The sequence below is a fragment of the Bradyrhizobium erythrophlei genome, assembly GCF_900142985.1.
GTDB lineage: Bacteria > Pseudomonadota > Alphaproteobacteria > Rhizobiales > Xanthobacteraceae > Bradyrhizobium > Bradyrhizobium erythrophlei_B.
The window spans coordinates 6,759,946-6,777,939 of sequence record NZ_LT670849.1; the positions used below are offsets into that span (position 1 = coordinate 6,759,946).

At 58.9% G+C, this 17,994-nt stretch carries 12 protein-coding genes and 1 pseudogene; 7 read left to right on the forward strand and 6 right to left on the reverse strand.

The window, feature by feature from the left end; genetic code table 11:
- Window positions 1-40 precede the first annotated feature (40 nt).
- The 4 genes from BUA38_RS32535 (at window position 41) to BUA38_RS32550 (ending at window position 6,088) form a co-directional block, all read left to right on the forward strand.
- Window positions 41-1,816, forward strand: a complete 1,776-nt coding sequence (locus BUA38_RS32535) for a CocE/NonD family hydrolase (RefSeq protein ID WP_072824539.1) — start codon at window positions 41-43, stop codon at window positions 1,814-1,816.
- Window positions 1,817-1,989: 173 nt separating this feature from the next.
- Window positions 1,990-2,976: an ABC transporter substrate-binding protein gene (locus BUA38_RS32540; protein ID WP_072826611.1), complete on the forward strand. Its 987-nt coding sequence runs from the start codon at window positions 1,990-1,992 to the stop codon at window positions 2,974-2,976.
- 105 nt (window positions 2,977-3,081) lie between these two features.
- Window positions 3,082-4,449: an IS5/IS1182 family transposase gene (locus tag BUA38_RS32545; RefSeq protein WP_072824542.1), complete on the forward strand. Its 1,368-nt coding sequence runs from the start codon at window positions 3,082-3,084 to the stop codon at window positions 4,447-4,449.
- A 286-nt stretch (window positions 4,450-4,735) separates the two neighbouring features.
- Window positions 4,736-6,088, forward strand: a complete 1,353-nt coding sequence (locus BUA38_RS32550; protein ID WP_072817541.1) for an IS5/IS1182 family transposase — start codon at window positions 4,736-4,738, stop codon at window positions 6,086-6,088.
- 732 nt (window positions 6,089-6,820) lie between these two features.
- On the opposite strand, the gene BUA38_RS32555 is transcribed toward BUA38_RS32550, so the two are convergent.
- Together BUA38_RS32555 and BUA38_RS32565 are read right to left on the reverse strand one after the other, a co-directional pair.
- A complete protein-coding gene (locus tag BUA38_RS32555; protein ID WP_072824544.1) occupies window positions 6,821-8,077 on the reverse strand; it encodes an integrase arm-type DNA-binding domain-containing protein in 1,257 nt (418 codons plus the stop codon).
- Window positions 8,078-10,049: 1,972 nt separating this feature from the next.
- Entirely contained in the window at window positions 10,050-10,253 is a 204-nt protein-coding gene (locus BUA38_RS32565) for a hypothetical protein (RefSeq protein ID WP_072824548.1), read from the reverse strand.
- A gap of 150 nt (window positions 10,254-10,403) precedes the next feature.
- On the opposite strand from BUA38_RS32565, the gene BUA38_RS32570 reads away from it, so the two are divergent.
- Window positions 10,404-10,898, forward strand: a complete 495-nt coding sequence (locus BUA38_RS32570; protein ID WP_072824550.1) for an NUDIX domain-containing protein — start codon at window positions 10,404-10,406, stop codon at window positions 10,896-10,898.
- A 439-nt stretch (window positions 10,899-11,337) separates the two neighbouring features.
- On the opposite strand, the gene BUA38_RS32575 is transcribed toward BUA38_RS32570, so the two are convergent.
- Window positions 11,338-11,874 (reverse strand): hypothetical protein, encoded by a 537-nt coding sequence (locus BUA38_RS32575; RefSeq protein ID WP_072824552.1) that lies wholly within the window; start codon window positions 11,872-11,874, stop codon window positions 11,338-11,340.
- A 745-nt stretch (window positions 11,875-12,619) separates the two neighbouring features.
- Here BUA38_RS32575 and BUA38_RS32580 point away from each other — a divergent pair.
- A pseudogene (locus BUA38_RS32580) lies at window positions 12,620-12,757 on the forward strand (cold-shock protein); the annotation flags it as partial.
- Between the two features lie 674 nt (window positions 12,758-13,431).
- Complete coding sequence (locus BUA38_RS32585) at window positions 13,432-13,701, forward strand: DUF2312 domain-containing protein (RefSeq protein WP_072824556.1); 270 nt, start codon at window positions 13,432-13,434, stop codon at window positions 13,699-13,701.
- Between the two features lie 623 nt (window positions 13,702-14,324).
- Here the strand turns inward: BUA38_RS32585 and BUA38_RS32590 are convergent.
- From BUA38_RS32590 to BUA38_RS32600, 3 genes are all read right to left on the reverse strand, one after another.
- Window positions 14,325-14,504 (reverse strand): hypothetical protein, encoded by a 180-nt coding sequence (locus BUA38_RS32590; RefSeq protein WP_072824558.1) that lies wholly within the window; start codon window positions 14,502-14,504, stop codon window positions 14,325-14,327.
- Between the two features lie 35 nt (window positions 14,505-14,539).
- Window positions 14,540-14,833, reverse strand: coding sequence for an outer membrane protein (locus BUA38_RS32595; protein WP_072824560.1), 294 nt, complete (start codon window positions 14,831-14,833; stop codon window positions 14,540-14,542).
- 361 nt (window positions 14,834-15,194) lie between these two features.
- Window positions 15,195-17,873: a glycosyltransferase gene (locus tag BUA38_RS32600; RefSeq protein ID WP_072824562.1), complete on the reverse strand. Its 2,679-nt coding sequence runs from the start codon at window positions 17,871-17,873 to the stop codon at window positions 15,195-15,197.
- Window positions 17,874-17,994: the final 121 nt, after the last annotated feature.

The following is a 17,994-nucleotide window of genomic DNA, read 5'->3' on the forward strand; positions in this document are numbered from 1 at the left end:
TGAGACGACGCACGTTCATCGCACTCATGGAGCGCCGCAAATGGGCAAATCTGTTTCCGGCACTGAATCCGATCAGCGGAAGTTGAACGGGCCTCAAACGTCGGGCCGCGACTACCGTAACCTGTCAAAACCTCAACAGGAGGTAACCCGCGAAGACGATGTGGCCGTGCCCATGCGTGACGGTGTGCAGCTCCTCGCCGACGTTTTTCGACCAACAACACCGGGCCGTTATCCGGTACTAATTGCGGCGTCACCGTATCCTCGCCAAATACAGGACCTAGGCGCGCCGATGGGCTTTATCGAAGCTGGCGCCAGCGACTACTTTGTGCCGCGCGGCTACGTCCACGTTATTGCCAACCTCCGCGGCACCAGCGGCTCAGGCGGGACTTTCGGCTTCTTTGACGGCCAGGAGCGGAAGGACATGTACGACCTGGTCGAATGGGCGGCGCAGCAACCCTGGTCAGACGGCAATGTCGGCATGGTCGGCATCAGCTATTTCGCCATGACCCAGTTGGAGGCCGCGGTCAAGCGCCCGCCCCATCTCAAAGCCATCATGCCAGTGGCGGGCACGTTCGACCTGTACGACTCGGCCACACACCACGGCCTTGTGAGCACTTCCTTCGTTACGCCGTTTCTTTCGATGATCGGAATGACTTCAGGACGTACCAACAAGCTGTGGCGAAGCAAGTTGCTCGACGCTGTCCGCAGTATCCTCCGCACGCCGGCCATTCACAGGAAGTTTGCCACCTTCAATGGTGAGGCGGCGATGACGGGGTTGAAAGTTCTTCTCAAGCTTCATCACGACCCGCATCCCTGGGATGACCTCTGGCGCGCCATCGTCGTGGAGCATCCGCTTCGCGATGCATGGTGGGATGATCGCAACATCCTGCCACTGCTGGATAGGGTAGAGGTGCCGGTCTATCTCGGCTGCGACTGGCAAAACGTGCCGTTGCATCTTCCATCCACGTTCCCCGCGTTCCGAAAACTTACGAACAGCAAGCATGTTCAAGTCGCCATGCTGGGCGAGCACGGTCTGGCGTGGCCGTGGGAAAGCCTGCATGTCGAGGCGCTGGCGTGGTTCGACCACTGGCTCAAGGGACAGGACACCGGCATCCTGGAGGGACCGCGTTTCCGCTACATCCTCCCAGGCGCCGAAGGCTGGCGCGCCGCCGATACATGGCCGTTGCCGGATGTGACGCATCGGTCGCTCAGGCTTTGCGCGGACGGAACGCTCGGCGATGAAGAAGGCGCGAGCGGTTCGCGGACCTTGATGGCGCTTGGTGCCGGATTGAATCGCCCCCAGCCGAGCGAGACCGATCCGCCATCGTGCCTGACATGGGATAGCGCACCGCTGGACCACGATCTCGACATGGTCGGCGAGATTGAAGTGCAACTCGACGCCATCAGCACTGCGGCCGACACGGCATGGATCGTTTTCCTGCACGATGTCGACGCCGACGGAACCGTCACCGACGTTACGGCGGGTTACCTCAGGGCCGGATTACGCGAGGTCGATGAGGCGGCCAGCCGTCCCGGCGCGCCTGACCTGCCGTGCCGGACCTTTCAGGCGGTGCCGATCGGCGAACGCGTGCACTACCGAATCCCGTTGGTAGCCAACGCCCGACGTTTTAGCGTCGGGCACCGCGTGCGGTTGTTCGTCACCAACGACGATCAGGACAGCAATATGCCTGCGATGCTGACTTTCCGTCACGCAAGCGTCGATACCAGTTGTTTGAACGTCGTCGAATCGTCATCGCGACTGCTGCTGCCCGTTATGCCGAGAGAAATGAAACAAACAACCGGCTCGTTCGCTTAATGACCGCTAATGGCACTTAGCCGCATGCCCGGTCGCGCTCGCGATGTCCGCTGTTCGGGAGGAAGCAGACACCTTGTTATCACGTCGCCATGTCGGCGAATGGCCCAACTGCGACAGTTCCCTTCGAGTGTGCTAGTTTGAGCTGCTACGATGCCATGGGCTCGGGAGAGGCAATGAAGCGGCGGGAGTTCATCACGATTGTAGGTGGTGTTGCAGCGGCCTGGCCGCTAGCAGCGCGGGCGCAGCAGGGAGAACGGGTGCGGATTGGCGTGCTGATGTCAGGGTTCGCGTCAGATCCCGAAAATCAGATCCGTATCGCGGCATTTCAACACAGGCTTGATGAATTGGGTTGGACAGATGCCAGCAAAGTGCGGATCGATTACCGATGGAGCGGTAACGATGCCGATCACCTTCGAAGCTCCGCTGTGGAGCTTGTAGGGCTTGCGCCGGACGTGATTTTTGGCGGAACAACCTCAGCTACGGGAGCGCTCTTGCAGGTGACGCGCACCGTACCAATCGTGTTTGCGCTCGTCGCCGACCCGGTGGGCGCGGGCTACGTTGAAAGTCTGGCGCGACCCGGCGGCAACGTCACCGGTTTCCTCCCCTTCGAGTATGGCATCGCCGGAAAATGGTTGGAACTCCTCAAACAGATGTCGCCGGCGGTGACGCGAATGGCAGTCATTCGCGATCCCAACTCACCAACCGGTATTGGCCAATGGGCGGTAATCCAGGCCATGGCGCCATCGATTGGGGTTGAGCTAAGTCTGATCAATATCCGCGGCGCCGGCGAGCTGCAGCACGACATCACCGCTCTCGCGCGTTCGCCTAATAGTGGTCTCATCGTAACCGGAACCCCATTGGCAACTCAACATCGCGAGCTGATCATCAAACTGGCGGCCGATCATAAGTTGCCCGCAATCTACTATGAGCGCTACTTCATCACTGGCGGGGGCTTGATTTCCTACGGGTCACATTTTGTCGACCAGTTCCGGCGCGCCGCTGGCTATGTCGACCGCATACTTAAGGGCGAGAAGCCCGGTGATCTGCCGGTGCAAGCCCCAACCAGATACGAGTTGGTCGTAAATCTGAAAACTGCCAAAGCACTCGGCATCGACGTCCCACCAGCGCTGCTCGCTCGCGCTGACGAGGTGATCGAATGAGGTCGACCACTTCCGCTGTTGGCCGATTTTGTTGCAGAAGTCGGTTGAGACAGGCCTCGAACCGTGATTCCGTTGTGTTGACGCGAATCGCGGCGAGGTCGATCCATGATGGGCCGTCTGAAGAGTGACCAAGGTCAACTGTTCTACGAGTTTCATCTTAGCGAGACGGTTCCCGAAGATCATCTGGTGCGGAAGATCGATGCTGCTCTCGATCTTTCCTGGCTTCGCAGCGAACTGGCACCTCATTATTCATCGATGGGTCGCCCATCAATCGATCCGGAGTTGATGATCCGGATGCTGGTCGTGGGGTATGTCTTTGCGATCCGCTCGGAGCGATTGATCTGCCGTGAAGTGCAGGTGAACCTCGCCTATCGCTGGTTCTGCAAGCTCGGCATCGAAGATGCCATCCCGGACCATTCAGCATTCTCGCGTGCCCGCAACGAGCGTTTCCGCGAGGGGAATGTTTTTCGCCACGTGTTCGAGCGGGTCGTCGAAGCGTGCCTCGCGGCTGGGCTGGTTGGGGGTGAAGGTTTTGCCGTTGATGCGAGCCTGATCGCGGCCGACGCCAACAAGCAGCGCTCGATCGCGGGTCAGGATTGGCGCAGGGATCGCGATCCCGCGAGGTCAGGCCGCGCGGTGAAGGAGTATCTGGCGACCCTTGACGATGCGGCGTGGGGTGCCGCCAGCGACGTCGTCCCGAAATTTGTCTCGCCGTCCGATCCGGCGGCGCAGTGGACCGGGGCTCACAAGGGGCCAGCGTTCTTCGCTTACTCCGACAACTATCTCATCGACGTGAAGTTCGGCGTCATCGTTGACGTGGAGGCATCCCGCTCCATTCGCCAGGCCGAGGCCGGCGCGGCGAAGACCATGCTCGAGCGAACAGAGGAGCGCTTCGGCCTCAAGCCGGAGCGGCTTGCGGCCGATACCGCCTACGGGACGGCTTCGATGCTGAACTGGCTGGTCGAGAAGGGCATCGCGCCACATATTCCGGTGAACGACAAGTCGCAGCGAGACGATGGCACTTTCTCACGCAGCGACTTTCGATATGACCCGGCAAGCGACATCTACCTCTGCCCGGGTGGAAAGCGGCTCAGGACGAGCGGCACGGTGCACAATGACAAGACGCTTCTGTATCGTGCCAGCAGGCGGGACTGCGGGATATGCCCGCTCAAACCCCAGTGCTGCCCAAAGGAGCCATCACGCAAGATCCCGCGCGACATCCATGAGCGCGCCCGCGACGTTGCCCGGTCTTTCGTTGGCTCCGAGGACTTTGAGCAGTCGCGGCGTGAGCGCAAGAAGATCGAGATGCGCTTTGCACACCTCAAACGTATCCTGAGGCTCGACCGGCTTCGACTGCGTGGCCCACGAGGGGCCCAGGATGAATTTGTTCTGGCCGCCATCGCCCAGAACCTGCGACGGCTCGCCAAATTGGTCGCCCGGCCGCCGCCATATGCGCTTCAGTGCATCGCGTAGCGTCACAGTTGCGTAAACATCAGGGTGGCAGCCGCTCAGGATTGAGCGGCATCAACCGCCCCGTCAAAAACCTCAATCGTAATCCTCGCCAAGCCAACCAACTACTTTCACAACAAAATCGGCACAAAACGGACATGCAGTTGCAGTCGCCGCATGTCGCCTGTTGGGGATGAACGGACGTCGGTCAGACGTCGGCTAAGGTCCGAGTTTGACCGATTGTGTTGAAAAAGTCTTTGGTTGCGCGGGGAGTGGTTCGCTGATTCAGTCGTTATGAGAGGACTGAATCATGATGGGGCATCAGCAGGTTGAACAGGCTGCTTTGTTCTATGAGTTCTCGCTTGAGCGACACGTTCCGGCCAATCATTTTTTACGGTCGATCGATCGGTTCGTAGAGCTGGGCGAACTGAGACGGGAGCTATCTGCGTTTTACAGCACCATCGGACGTCCCTCGATCGCCCCGGAATTGATGATCCGAATGCTGCTGGTCGGGTACTGCTTCGGGATCCGATCTGAGCGGCGCCTGTGCGAAGAAGTCCACCTGAACCTGGCGTATCGCTGGTTTTGCCGCCTCGGGCTTGATGGCGATGTCCCCGACCACTCGACGTTCTCGAAGAACCGCCATGGTCGTTTCCGCGAGAGCGATCTGCTGCGACGGCTGTTTGAGACCATCTTGCGCCGCTGCATCAATGAGGGGCTGGTTGGCGGAGAAGGTTTTGCGGTCGATGCCAGCCTGATCAGGGCCGATGCCAATCGGCAGAATGGCGTTGAAGGTGAGAAGGGACTACCTCCGGAAGCTGCGAGCCGCGCCATTAATGAGTATCTGGGCGTATTGGACGATGCGGCATTTGGGGCCGCGACCGAGATCGTTCCCAAGTTCATCTCTCCGGCCGATCCAGCAGCACGCTGGACGGGTGCCCATGGCGGACAGGCATTCTTCGCGTACTCCACAAACTATCTGATCGATGTTGAGCATGCGATCATTGTCGATGTCGAACCAACCACCGCTATCCGGCAGGCGGAAGTTCTCGCGGCTAAGCGCATGATCGAGCGAACCGCAAAGAGCTTTGCGCTTCACCCGTCTAAATTACTTGGTGACAGTGCCTATGGTTCGGCCGAGATGCTGAGCTGGCTGGTCGATGAACAAGGGATCGAGCCGCATGTGACCGTGTTCGACAAATCGGCGCGCAAGGACGGCACCTTCTCACGCGAGGACTTCAACTACGATCAAACCAAGGACGTTTATATCTGCCCTGGTGGAAAGACCCTGACCACCACAGGCACACGTGTCAATGACGGCGATACCTTGCTCTATCGGGCAAGCAAGGCAGATTGCAGCGCTTGTGCTCTCAGAGCGCGGTGTTGCCCGAGCACACCTGCTCGGAAGGTGCCACGCTCGATCCACGAGCACGCCCGTGATATGGCGCGCCAGATTGCCAGGTCTTGGCAAGGTCGAACATCACGACGGCTGCGCAAGAAGGTCGAAATGCTGTTCGCTCACCTCAAGCGCATTCTCAAGCTGGACCGACTGCGACTACGGGGACCAAACGGCGCCCATGACGAGTTCCTACTCGCAGCAACCGCCCAGAACCTTCGGAAACTAGCCAAGCTGATCCCAATGCCGCAACCAAAGCCGGCCTGAGAAACGGCCAGCTTGCCGCCAATTTTAGTTACTTCGATCTTGAGCCGACTTCTTCAACGGAATCGGCACTTAGCCGACACGTCCCGGGCGCGCTCGCGATTTCCGCTCCTGGCGGCCTCTTTCATTCGCGGTGTACAACTAGGACAGCACCCGTGGCCTATTTCGATCCTAACGCAGTGACCTATTTTGCCGCATTGACTCACCGTGTTGAAGGCGAGCAAAGTTGGTCATCACCGTCCTAGTCACGGCAGTTATCGGTGACAGAGAGTGTTGCGCTCCCGCCTGGTCCAGCGTGAGCATCATGCCGAAAAATCCGCCACCTCCTATTTGCATGAACTGCCGCAGGCCGATGCAATTTTTGCTGCGCAAGAATATCGGCGGCCGGAAGTTTCAGTGCCCCTATTGCGAGGGTGACGACCCGCTGCGGTCGGCCGAGGTGGCAAAGCTCCTAACTGGTGAATTGCGGCCCTTGAAGTAAGGTCGCGTCAGCTTCAGAGTGGTCTGTTTTGCTCAGATCGGACTGAGAAAACAGGGTACTGTTCACTCCGTAAGAGAGTGTCCATGACTTACACCCTCGCCATCATCTTGGCGCTCCTAGGGTTCGCCGCCAGCGCGATCACGGTCATTGCTGTGTGGGACGCGCTCCGGCGACAACGAAGAATTTAAGGCCGCCCAATTGGCGGCCTCTTTCATATCAAGCCAAGCGTCATTAATCTCCGCCAGCTTCCGCCATCAGGCAGCAGTGCGTTCATCAAGTTGGGATTGTTGGGCGGTTACGATGCATTCGATGTAGTCGCCCCACACCTGCATCGCCGCCTGCTTCTCGTCCCAGTATTGCGCGAAGTTGTAATGCTTCCTTGAACCGGCCGTCGCCTCTCCGGCGATGTGGTTCATGCATGCATCGGTGATGTGGAGCGCGATCTTCAGCTTGTCCTGACCGACGTTCTGGAAGGTGCGGCGGAAGTCGTGCAGCCAGTAATCCCTGAAGTCGTCGCCGAGCCGCTTCTTGAAGGCGATGGCGGCGTTCGACCAGCCGGAGAAGCCGCCGTCACCGCCTTCGCCGAACAGATAACCGGTGTCGTCTTGGCGGCGATCCCAGACCTTGTTAATCAGGGCGAGCGCCTGCTGCGAAAGCGGCAGCAGGAACGTCGTGCCGTTTTTCGACCGGCCGGGTCCAGACAGTTCGATTTTCATCTCGTTGCGCTTCACCTCGCTGCGCTTGAGCTGGCCGATCTGGTTCCGGCGCGCCGCAGTAAGGGCGATCAGCTTCTGAATCACATCGTAGTCGTTGGCGTCGTCGGACGCCGCCCAGATCGTCCGCAGCTCGGCTTCGCTGTGCTGCCGGTCGCGCGTCGTCGGATTGAACTTCTCGGTGCCAGCGACCGGGTTGCCACCCTCGACGAAACCTTGGGCGATGGCCCAGTTCCAGAACTTATGAAGGTGCGCGCGGCAGCGGCTCATGGCGATTGGGCCGTGGTCAGCCGCGATCTCGTTCAGCTCGGTCGCCACCATGCGCCGTGTCACATCATCAGGCGCGTGTTGATGCATCTCGCTGAAGTAGGCGTCCTGTTCGCCCTTTTTGTTGACACGGAACAGCGAGCGCCGGTTCTCATCGAGGTAGTTCGGGGTGCGGCCCTTGGCTTCTTGGGCCGCGAGGAAAAGCGGTGCGATCTTGCCGATGGTCTGCTTGGATGCGGCCTTGGCAGCTTCCTCGCGCTTCGCAGCGGCGGGGTTGCCGCCACGAGATATGTCCTCGAAATGTCGTTTTGCCCATGTTTGGGCCTCGACCAAATCGACCTTGGCGACCTTGTTGAAAGGGAGCCTCTCCGGCTTGTTCGTCTTCTTGCAGCGCCATTGGATGACGTAGGTGCCAGCACCACCGTCACGGAAGCGGATGCCAAAGCCGGGCATGGCATCATCGAAGATGGTGATGTCGCTCTTGCCCTCCGGCGGGCGCAGCGTTTTGACGTTTAGTTTGGTGAACTCCATGGGTGCCTCAAGGTTTGCGGGCTACAAGCGGGCTACAAAACCGCGTCTTTCGGCGGCTCACCGCGACCTGATAATCATGAGTCAGAATGCGAAAACGCACAATGGATGAAGGGCTTAGGACTACAAAAGACAATAAAAGACTATTGGCGACTTTTCGCTAAGTACGACTTTTAATCACGGGGTCCTGGGTTCGATCCCCAGCGCGCTCACCAATAAAATCAAATACTTATACCTGAATACTAAAAACTCGGTCAGACCGCGTGTCTGCGCTGTGTCTGCAAACCGATTGCTTGCACCATGACCCTCGGAGCGACAGCGCAGCGGTGTTGCATCAAAGCATCAACCCGGATTCAAACTAAGTCTGTGGGAAACGAGTCTTTGACTGTGCAGCCGCATAGTCGTCCGCTCTGCGCAGGGGCAGGCGACAGGTGGTGTGCCATGCGTGAAGAATTTGCTTCTTACAGCTTCCTCGCTCTGACCGTTGCCGGCGTTGTCATGCTTTTCTCTGGCGTGGTCGCTTTCGCAATTGCCTAATCCTCGTTTTTGGACAGCAGCGATTGATTGAGCCGCTCTACCCGATAGCCCGCCATGACTTAGGAAGGCCGCTGGTGAGTCCGGATTTGCTCGCTGTCATGTGCGGGCCGATCAGCGCCAGCGCAATGCGCGCGCTCCGGATCAGCCCTACCGCCGGCGGACATCGTATCGGCACGCTCGTGGGCACGGCCGGCGCTATTAAGGGGGAGCTCGCGGCCGGCCGTGCAGGTCGCGGCATCGGCGGACACCAGCGGCCCAAAAACCAATCGGGCTTTCGAGGCTAGGTTCCAATCCAGCCACTGGCGGGCTGCCCTAGGTGACTCTAGGAAGGCCGCTGGTGAGTGTTTGGTTTGCGGGCTGGACGTGCAGGCCGATCGGCGCCGCGGAATCACAACACCCTCGTTTGCTTCAGAGGGGCACGGCCGGCCTGGCTGGGGGAAGACTCGGCCGACCGACCGTGCAGGTCGCGACGAGCGAACGTCAGCGACCCCGAGAACAAGCAAGAACAAGCAAGGTTAACAGGGCGAGTTCCCTAATTCGTCAGACAGCACTCTCTCCGTAGCTGGACAGGCGATGAACCGATATCGAGGCACCCAAGCGGAGTTCCAATTCTCGATGGTCTTGCCGCACACCGCGCATTCAAAGCTGCTGATCTCGCGAGCCTCTGCAATGTGCTCGCTGCGGTTATAAACCGCGCCGCATCTACAGGATCGATGACCTGATTCGGACATGTTCCAAAGATGCGCTTCGGCCTGTCCGCTTACCAGTGAACAATCCTGCCATAATCAACCGACCATCAAAACTTGAAGGCCGGGACCTTTAGAGGCCCGCGCGCGTTGACGCTTTAGACCGGGGGCGACCGCAAAACCCGGAGCTTTTCAGTTATGAGCAATATCCCCTTGGACATCGAAAGACGGTGCGAACAGCGCTGGGCTGCCAGATTTTCGGCCGCGCGCGCACTCCGAAAGCAGCACCGCCTTGAAGGGCAGCAGCGACTCGCCACGCCCGACAACACCAAAAGAGAAACCCGCCGCGTTAAGTCGGCGGGCCTGAAGCCTGCACCGGCTGTGTGAGCGCGGGACCGAAGCCGTTACGGCCGGCTAGGGACACTAGGCCACGAAGCGCAATCTCATCCCGCTTGTGCCGATCGTCTTCGGCGAAATAGGCCTGCATATCTTTCATGAAGGCACGCGCGTATAGACGAGGCAGAGAAGCCCCTGGAGGATAAGGGCGGCGAAGAAATACTTCACGGTCTCGCCGCGCGCCTCGCGGAGTTCTCGATTGAGGTCCAGTTGCAAAGCGTTGCGAACACTTGGCGAGGCTGCCAGCCGCCGTCGGCCCACGCTCTGTGCAGGAGGTGCCTGATCTCATATTCCTTTAGAGGCCTCTTCACTTTCCCTCCGCTTTCAGCCTGAGCTCGACCATGCGGCCGATGGCCTCAATCATGAACGTTGGCCGTAGACGTTGCTCGGCCCTTCTCCGTTACGTGATATTCGACGTCGCTAATGTTGGTCTTGAATGGCGTCAGCCATCCTAGGTCCACCAGCCGATCGTATCTGCTGCGATCAATATTGCCGGCGGTGTATTTTCGTCCGCCGCCAGCTGCTATCCGTCTAAGCAACTTGATGTCCTCGTCCTGCATTATCGTTACCGTAAAGGCTTGCTCCTAGGCGGCGGAGTATTCCGCAACCTCAGGGCCGGGAGCAACGGAAAAACGCGCCGAGGCGGCCCGAAAGGAATGGACGGCAGGTCGACGCAGTCCTTTCCGAACGCCGGTAGTAGAGGTTGATCCATGTCAGACCTTGGACAAGCTCGACGTTCCACGCTTCTCGACGCTGCCTGGCGGACGGCATACCGCGTCGGCTTCCCGCTTGCCCGCATCTGGTGGCGACTGCGGCACCAACAGCATGAGGGGGCGCTTGTGGCTGTCTACGTCGGTCAGGCGCTACTGCTGGTGCGTTCGTCGTATAGGATCGAATGGAACTTCCCTGGCGGCACTATCCGGCAGGGTGAGACGCCTGAAGAAGCGGCTCGGCGTGAGCTGGCAGAAGAGATCGGCCTCGCCGGAGCATTCCCGCTGGTCGCCGTGGGCGACGCCTGGGGCCTCTGGGACGGGCGAGGAGATAAAGTGCATTTCTTTGAACTACGACTGGATCGGCTGCCCGAATTACAGCTCGACAACCGCGAGATCATCGGCGTACGGCTGATATCGCCGAGTGAGTTGCGCGGCATGCCGCTGACCGGGCCGGTTGCCGTCTATCTCGGCAGGACGATTCCGCCGGGCTAATCTTAGAGTGACCGCGCAACGCTCGCTGTATTGATTGGCGTTGTCAGTGCCAGCCTGCTCAAGGATGGTGTGCTGACTTGGACGGCAAACGCTCCGCACATTCGCATCGGGGTTCATGCAGCCGGATCACTCGTGCTGTCACTCGCCCTGTTGTTCTTGCGGTGACGGTGTTGTGGTCGCTCTATTTTCTGGCAGACGTCGCGAAGCGTAAGGCGGGTTACCACTGCCCCTTTGAGTCACTGACGCGCTGACGTTGATTCCGGCAATACTGCACGCTCGAAAAGCAGCAAGATTTGCCGAAACGAGTCGGCACAAGCAGCACCACTGACCTAACCCAATCGTTGTCTTTTTCAGTTGATCGCGCGCGGGAGGAAGCCGCTAGGGATTTCGCTAGATCAGTTCGTGAGCACCACCGATCGCCACGGGGCGATATCGACGATCAAGAAAGCTCTACTATAGGTGTTTTGCCGCTGAGTTTAGCCAGCTGCCACCCTTTCCGGAACTGGCTCCTCGTAAGTTGCCTGATGCTTGCGAGATTGGCGGCTGGAATCCGTTCGGCAACAAACGTCCTACCGGCGTCGGTCAGAAAGTCGGGTCTATTGATTTGGAACCACCATAGGAAAAGAGATTCTTCGCTTATCTGTTCCATTCCGCAAAGCTGACGGGCGACGCTCGCATACAGGATAAACCATTCGGAAAACTCAGGATCGAAATTCAGCGTTGCTTCCGGATCGCGGTCCCCGTGCTTAAAAAAATTGGCATCGCGCCTCACGAGCTTGTTCCAGTCGCTACGAAATTCATCCTTGATCAGAAACGTGTCAAAGATCAGATCGCGCCTGTAAGGGTTGCGGTGCTCGCTAATGGCATGGAAAATTTCATAAGCGGCGAAAGCAAGCGTGTGTATCGAGACGACGTCACCATCATCGTCAAACCACAAATTGATCGACGTTCGAAGCTGCCGCTGTGCAGCCACCATTTTACTTATTGTGATTGCAGTCAGATGAAAACTCTCCCATGATTCCCGGCATCAGGTAGCAATCTCACAACCTTCTATGCAGCATAACCAAGCGTAACCTCAGGTCGAAGGCAATACTGCACGCGCGAAGGCCGCCCAAGGGGCTTCGAAAAGAGCCCGCCATTCGCGACGGGTGCCAAGTTTAGGGAGAGGCCGCCAAGAGGCGGCATCACGAAGCTAGGCCGATTCGCTCGCTGGAGATGTGCCCTGCGGCCAAAATGTTGGCTAAGTCTTGGCTCTTCTATCCTTGGCTGATCGCCTATCAACTCCGGATCGGCGTTCACCTATTACTCGCTTTTCTTCTTCAGAGCGCGTGTCTATTCCAGACCGTCGTTCCTTTGTGGTTCGCCTATCTGCACCCGACCGCCTCTTAATATCGCCCATCGTGTGTCTCCGCTGGTTGCCGAGAATCGCGGCGCCTACACGCTATCTCGGGTTGCGCGCCCGCGACAAGCTTCCCCGGGGAAGGGGATAGATTTTTAAGCAAATCAGGCAGTCGGGGAGCCCGTGGTGCAGTCTGGCTTGCGAACGCTTCAGATCCTTGCCGCGTTACCAGCTATCCAGGATTCCGACCGCCGCGAAAAACACCACCGCCATCCAAGCCTGCGGGTCCGTCAGCTTGTTTGTAGCAATTGCCAGCACAGTGCGGGGAAAAACTCGCTAGTCCGGAGAAGTTGCCGAAAGGCAAGTTTCGCTAGTCGAATTGGGCGGCAAAGATGTATTCGTGCACATCTCCGCTGTCGAAAAGGCCGGTCTGACCAGCCTCAATGAGGGTGCCAAGGTGAGTTACGAAGAGACGGAGAACCGTGGAAAAACATCCGCGGAAAATCTCAGGGTTGGTTAGGAAACTGTCTTAGAGCCGGCAGGGTTACTGCCGGCGGGTCTTTGGGGAGAACGTGTGACTCGCGACCTTCCTAAAGTCAGACGAGTAGACGCATCGAGGTGGAATCACCTAGCTTCCTAGCGGGGTGGGCAATAGAGAGAAGTCCAATGAGACTCTCGGCCCTCGAGACTGTCTTGCTAACAGCCTGTGTCGTCCTTGCCGTGGTCGTCGCATACTGGGGATTGAAGATCCTTGCGGCATGAATTCAGCATCCGTGCGGATGCCGCTCCAGCAACGTCCAAAGCGTGGCAGAAAAAACTCAGGCTTTCAAAGTCCGCCGCGACGCCTGTGAAGAGTCTTGACGATAATCGGCGACGGACTCAATATCGGACCGTAGCAAATCAATCGCACATGTTGAGTGAGGAATTTTCCGGTCCCGCGGAGATACGAGGCCGACATTGTCATTTGGGCCGGGCTCGCAATGCATTTTGTCACCTATTCGATAGTAGTCACCGCCATGGTCGTGGTGCTCGTCGAGTGCGGCTATGCCTTGTATTACCTTTTTCTGTTGGTCTTATAGGTGCGCTGACGCGAAACCTGACGACCTTCAGGCACCTTTCGGCATTGCTACTCACGTTAAGAGATTGGTTATTTGTTTTCGGTCATTTTCGCGCTTCCATTATCAGGGAGGCACCATGTCTGACGTCACCATTCCCGGCGGCAAGATTCGCGCGTTCATCGAACGGATCGGAAATATTGACACCGAACTGCAAGAATTGAACGAACAGAAGAAAGAGGTGTTTGCGGAGGCCAAAGGTGAGGGGTTTGACGTGAAGATCCTCAAGGAGATCATCAAGCTGCGAAAGCAGGACCAGGAAGAGCGTGACGAGCGCGAGAGTCTGCTTGATCTCTACATGCGCGCCATGGAACAGGCGGGATCGGAGAAAGTCGCTAAGGCTGCATGATGAAATATGGCGGGTTAGCGACGGCGTGACTCGCCCTTAATCCGCGATGGATCGCGCAGACTCCTGTGGGTCGATCAACGTGAATTAGCAGGAGCCTGCGGCAATAACGGGATTTGCCTGACCCGGTGCAACATCAAGCGGCTTGTGCGGTTTGGCAAGACCAACAGTGCCGGGCGGTGTCGCGCTGTCAGCAACTCGCGTGTCCACGTCATGCAACGTCGTGGCAAACGCCAGCACAACTACCACAGCTAGGGCGACTGCAAAGATAATGACTGCTGTTCTGTGGCTGCGTCGGTGATTCATAAGAACCTCCTGCAACAAATACCAACGCATCAACAGGCGGCCGGTTCCGCCCCCAAGGGGGGATCTACGTTGGCACCCGCAGTTCGCCCCGGGTGGTTGCCGAATAGAACAGTCGTGTTCCGTTTCCTCCACTTCCTCGAAGGAATAGCAAGCTATCTACCTCTTGATAGAGGGAGCTGATTTGCGAGGGCGTTTGTTCAAAGTGCTCCGCAACGGACTAGGAAGCCGCCAGTGTCTCAGGGCACTGGCGGCTATTTATTTCAAGCCGAGGCGCCGTCGCTCATCCGTCGAAGGTCTTCGAGCGCTGGATGGGTTCGCGACTAGGCTACCATCCGATGGCTATTCATGCCCGCGAAGTCCGTTGCGACCGACCACGAGGTGAACTGCCCCTCGTACATGGCGTGACACAGGTATTGTTTATGGCCATCTTCATAGATCATTGCGAGCATGCTTTTATAGATGAGATCGTCCTGGCTCTCGACCTTGATGTTTGCCACCATTACCGCGCCAGATTGAACCGTCGCTGCGCCTCATCTTAATCCCCGGACGGCGTCAGCGCGTCCCAGCCGTGGATGTTGCCAACAGCGAGACCGCCAGTGGCATAGAGAAGCCAGTTGCCACCTGCGCCGGCTGCGTATCCGATGCGGCCGCGGAAGGTGCCGAGTGCGTCAAGGTTGGTTCCGCAAGGATGCGGCGTCACCATCAATGGACCGCAGACGTTCGAACTGCCGCGGAGATCGGACCAGGACAGATCGCCTTCCTGGCCATAGACCCAAGGCCCCTTTTGCCAGTTGGACCCCAGCGAGGCGCCGAACAATCCGCCGCGCATCTTATAGCGGCCATCAGCGGGAGAACCTTCAGTACTGCCTTCGGAGCTTGAAAATGCTGGAATGCCTGGATCGGTCTGGCTGGATGAGCCCCAGCCCTAACCGCCCTGAACGCCACCATAAGTGCCGGTCCAACCGGGAGAAGATGGTGGGGATGGAGGAGCAGCTAAAACGCTGGCCGCGCTGCTTGCGAGCAAAGCCGCTGCCACAACCGCTTTTTTCATAATAAACTCTTAAATTGTGAATCAAATAAACCGACGCATGCAGCCTAACGGGCTTTTCGATGCGCGACTGTAACCCAACCGCAACAGTTCACGACGAACGGTTCCCCTGACCGGGGCAGAGGCGCGCGCCTGTTGGCTCTCAGCTGGCCTCGGAGCGGATCTCGTTTGGGACCGGCTGAGGAGGAGCGGTGACGGACGGCAGGGCCACCGGCCGCAGGCCGATCAACTCGGCGGTGCGGACGCCTGCATCGTGCCAGAACTTGAATGAGTTGATCCGGGAGCTCTCCAGGATCGCGATCGCGACCGCCGAGAGGAACGGCAGGCTCTCGAGCACCAGCACGCCAGCGAAGATATAGATTTCGCGGATCTGCTTGGAATTGTTGGTGACCACGAGCACGGTCGCGCCAATCAAAAGCAGCACGCCGATCACGGCCTCCCAAAACGCCTGAAACTCGATCGACATCCGCGACAGGCCACCCTTGGAGGTGCGCGCGAACGGCAGATGTTCGGTAATCAGTCCCTGGGCCACCGCCCGCGAGACCGTCCACTGCACGCTCATGGCGGCGATCATGGCGCCGAACATCTGTCCCCATTTTACCGGCACGCGCAGCCGATAGAGGATGAGAAAATGCGCGAGCGTCACGACGAACGCCGCGATGATGGGTAATGTGAGAATGCGGTCGGGAATGGCGATATCGGCGAAGGCGACGATCGGCACCCAGATCAGGTTGAGGATCGCAACCACGACGCCCAGCGTCTCGGCGCCCAGCCAGTTCAGCCAGCCCAGCGAAAACTCGCGCTTCTGATCGCGCGTCAGCCGGCTCGCGCCGGGCAGGAAACGCCGCCAGTGCTTCTTAATGATCTGGAAGCCACCATAGGCCCAGCGATGGCGCTGCTTCTTGAACGCTTCATAGGTGTCCGGCAACAGGCCGTGGCCGTAGCGATAGTTCGTGTAGTGCGTCAGCCAGCCGTGCTCGATGATGTTGAGGCCAAGATCGGAGTCCTCGCATATCGTGTCGCTGGACCAGCCGCCCGCCATGTCCATCGCCGCGCGACGGATCAGGCACATCGTGCCATGCACGATGATGGCGTTCTCCTCGTTACGCTGAACCATGCCGATGTCGAAGAAGCCGGCATATTCACCGTTCATGATGTAGTGCATCAGCGAACGGTCGCCGTCGCGATGTTCCTGCGGGGCCTGCACCAGACCGACGCGCGGATCGGCAAATACAGGGACCAGGTCCTTCAACCAGTCCGGACCCACGACATAGTCCGCATCGAGAATGCCGATGATCTCGGCATCGGCAGCGGTCCGCTCCATGGCGATGCGCAGGGCGCCGGCCTTGAAGCCTTGAACCTTCTCGGCGTTGATAAACTTGAAGCGCTCGCCAAGTCCGCGGCAATGGTCCTGAATCGGCTGCCAGAACGCCGGATCGGGCGTGTTGTTGATGATGACAACGCATTCGAAATTCGGATAGTCGAGCCTGGCGATCGCATCGAGCGTCGCTTTGAGCATCTCGGGCGGCTCGAAATAGGCCGGAATATGGATCGAGACCTTCGGGAAACTCACGCTGCCGCCGATGGTCGCGGGTACGGTCGGTTCGCCCTTCAGGATCAGCCGCCGCGGCTTGTGGCCGAAGGCGACGGCTGCGATCTCTTCGACCCGCGCCATCGCAATCAGCACCAGCGGCACCAGCAGGGTCAAACCGAGCGAGAGCGCGAAAGCCGAACCGAAGACAAAATAGTGCCCGGTCCAATAGGCAAATACGGTCGCAGCCCAGGCCCCGACGCCGCTGGCCGCGGCCGACAGTGTCAGCGCTTGCAGCACGGTCGGCTGCGCCAGCCGCAGGATCGGCAGCGACATGAGGATGCCGACGAGGACGGCGATGGTTGCAAGCTTCCAGTAGTCCGGATTGACGATCGGACCGGTCCAGCTGAATTTCGGTTCACGCGCCGCGTTCAGGATTCCCCAATAGGGACCGACGCCGCCTTCGAAGAATTTCCAGGGCTGATCGATCGCCTCGACGATGTTGTAATCCATCCCGATCGCCTCGGCCCGCGAGACGAAATTGCGCAGCACGACGGCTTGCTCGAATGAGCCGGGAAAGGCGCCGCGCAAATTGTAGCCGGCGCTCGGCCAGCCGAACTCGGCGATCATGACGCGCTTGCCCGGGAACTGATCCCGTAACAGCTGATAGCGATCGACCGCCTGATCGACCGCCTGGGTGTCGGTGAAATATTCCCAATAGGGCAGCACGTGCGCAGCGATGAAGTCGACCGAGTAAGCGAGGTCCGGATAATCGCGCCAGATGTTCCAGATTTCGCCGGTCGTCACGGGAACGTTGACGGATTTCTTGACCCGCTTGATGAGCTCGATCAGGTCCTCCGGCTTTTGCTCGCCGCGGTAGACGGTTTCGTTGCCGACGACGACGCCGATGACATTGCTGTTGCGGCGGGCGAGATTGATCGCGGCATCGATCTCGCGCTCGTTGCGATCGGAATTCTTGTCGATCCAGGCGCCGACCGTGACCTTCAGGCCGAATTCGGCGGCAATCGGCGGAACAAGTTCGACGCCGCCGGTCGACGAATACAGGCGGATCGCGCGCGTGATCGACGACAGCTTTCTCAGGTCGTCGCGAATTTTCTCCACGGTCGGGATGTTGTCGACATCGGGATGCGCGGTTCCTTCGAACGGCGCATAGGACACGCTTGGCAGGATTCCGCGGAAGTCAGGAGCCTGCTTTTTTTCCTGAAAAAAGCCCCAGAGCGCGGCGTGAGCGGCGGCAACCAACAACAAGACGGCGACGACGGCGCGCATCGCAACTAACCATTAGGGGCATACAGTGGGATAGAGCGAACCCGTCCCCGAGGTTCGGCCGGCATGGAAGCGACTCTCAGGATAATCCTGCCACGCGATTTAACAACTTAACAACTGGTAT

Bases quoted from the DNA above. Each gene is read 5' to 3' on its own strand.
- BUA38_RS32570 (WP_072824550.1), top strand. From the start codon at position 10,404: ATGTCAGACCTTGGACAAGCTCGACGTTCCACGCTTCTCGACGCTGCC.
- BUA38_RS32545 (WP_072824542.1), top strand. From the start codon at position 3,082: ATGATGGGCCGTCTGAAGAGTGACCAAGGTCAACTGTTCTACGAGTTT.
- BUA38_RS32590 (WP_072824558.1), bottom strand. From the start codon at position 14,504: ATGGTGGCAAACATCAAGGTCGAGAGCCAGGACGATCTCATCTATAAA.
- BUA38_RS32565 (WP_072824548.1), bottom strand. From the start codon at position 10,253: ATGCAGGACGAGGACATCAAGTTGCTTAGACGGATAGCAGCTGGCGGC.
- BUA38_RS32595 (WP_072824560.1), bottom strand. From the start codon at position 14,833: ATGCGCGGCGGATTGTTCGGCGCCTCGCTGGGGTCCAACTGGCAAAAG.
- BUA38_RS32585 (WP_072824556.1), top strand. From the start codon at position 13,432: ATGTCTGACGTCACCATTCCCGGCGGCAAGATTCGCGCGTTCATCGAA.
- BUA38_RS32555 (WP_072824544.1), bottom strand. From the start codon at position 8,077: ATGGAGTTCACCAAACTAAACGTCAAAACGCTGCGCCCGCCGGAGGGC.
- BUA38_RS32575 (WP_072824552.1), bottom strand. From the start codon at position 11,874: ATGGTGGCTGCACAGCGGCAGCTTCGAACGTCGATCAATTTGTGGTTT.
- BUA38_RS32550 (WP_072817541.1), top strand. From the start codon at position 4,736: ATGATGGGGCATCAGCAGGTTGAACAGGCTGCTTTGTTCTATGAGTTC.
- BUA38_RS32540 (WP_072826611.1), top strand. From the start codon at position 1,990: ATGAAGCGGCGGGAGTTCATCACGATTGTAGGTGGTGTTGCAGCGGCC.
- BUA38_RS32535 (WP_072824539.1), top strand. From the start codon at position 41: ATGGGCAAATCTGTTTCCGGCACTGAATCCGATCAGCGGAAGTTGAAC.
- BUA38_RS32600 (WP_072824562.1), bottom strand. From the start codon at position 17,873: ATGCGCGCCGTCGTCGCCGTCTTGTTGTTGGTTGCCGCCGCTCACGCC.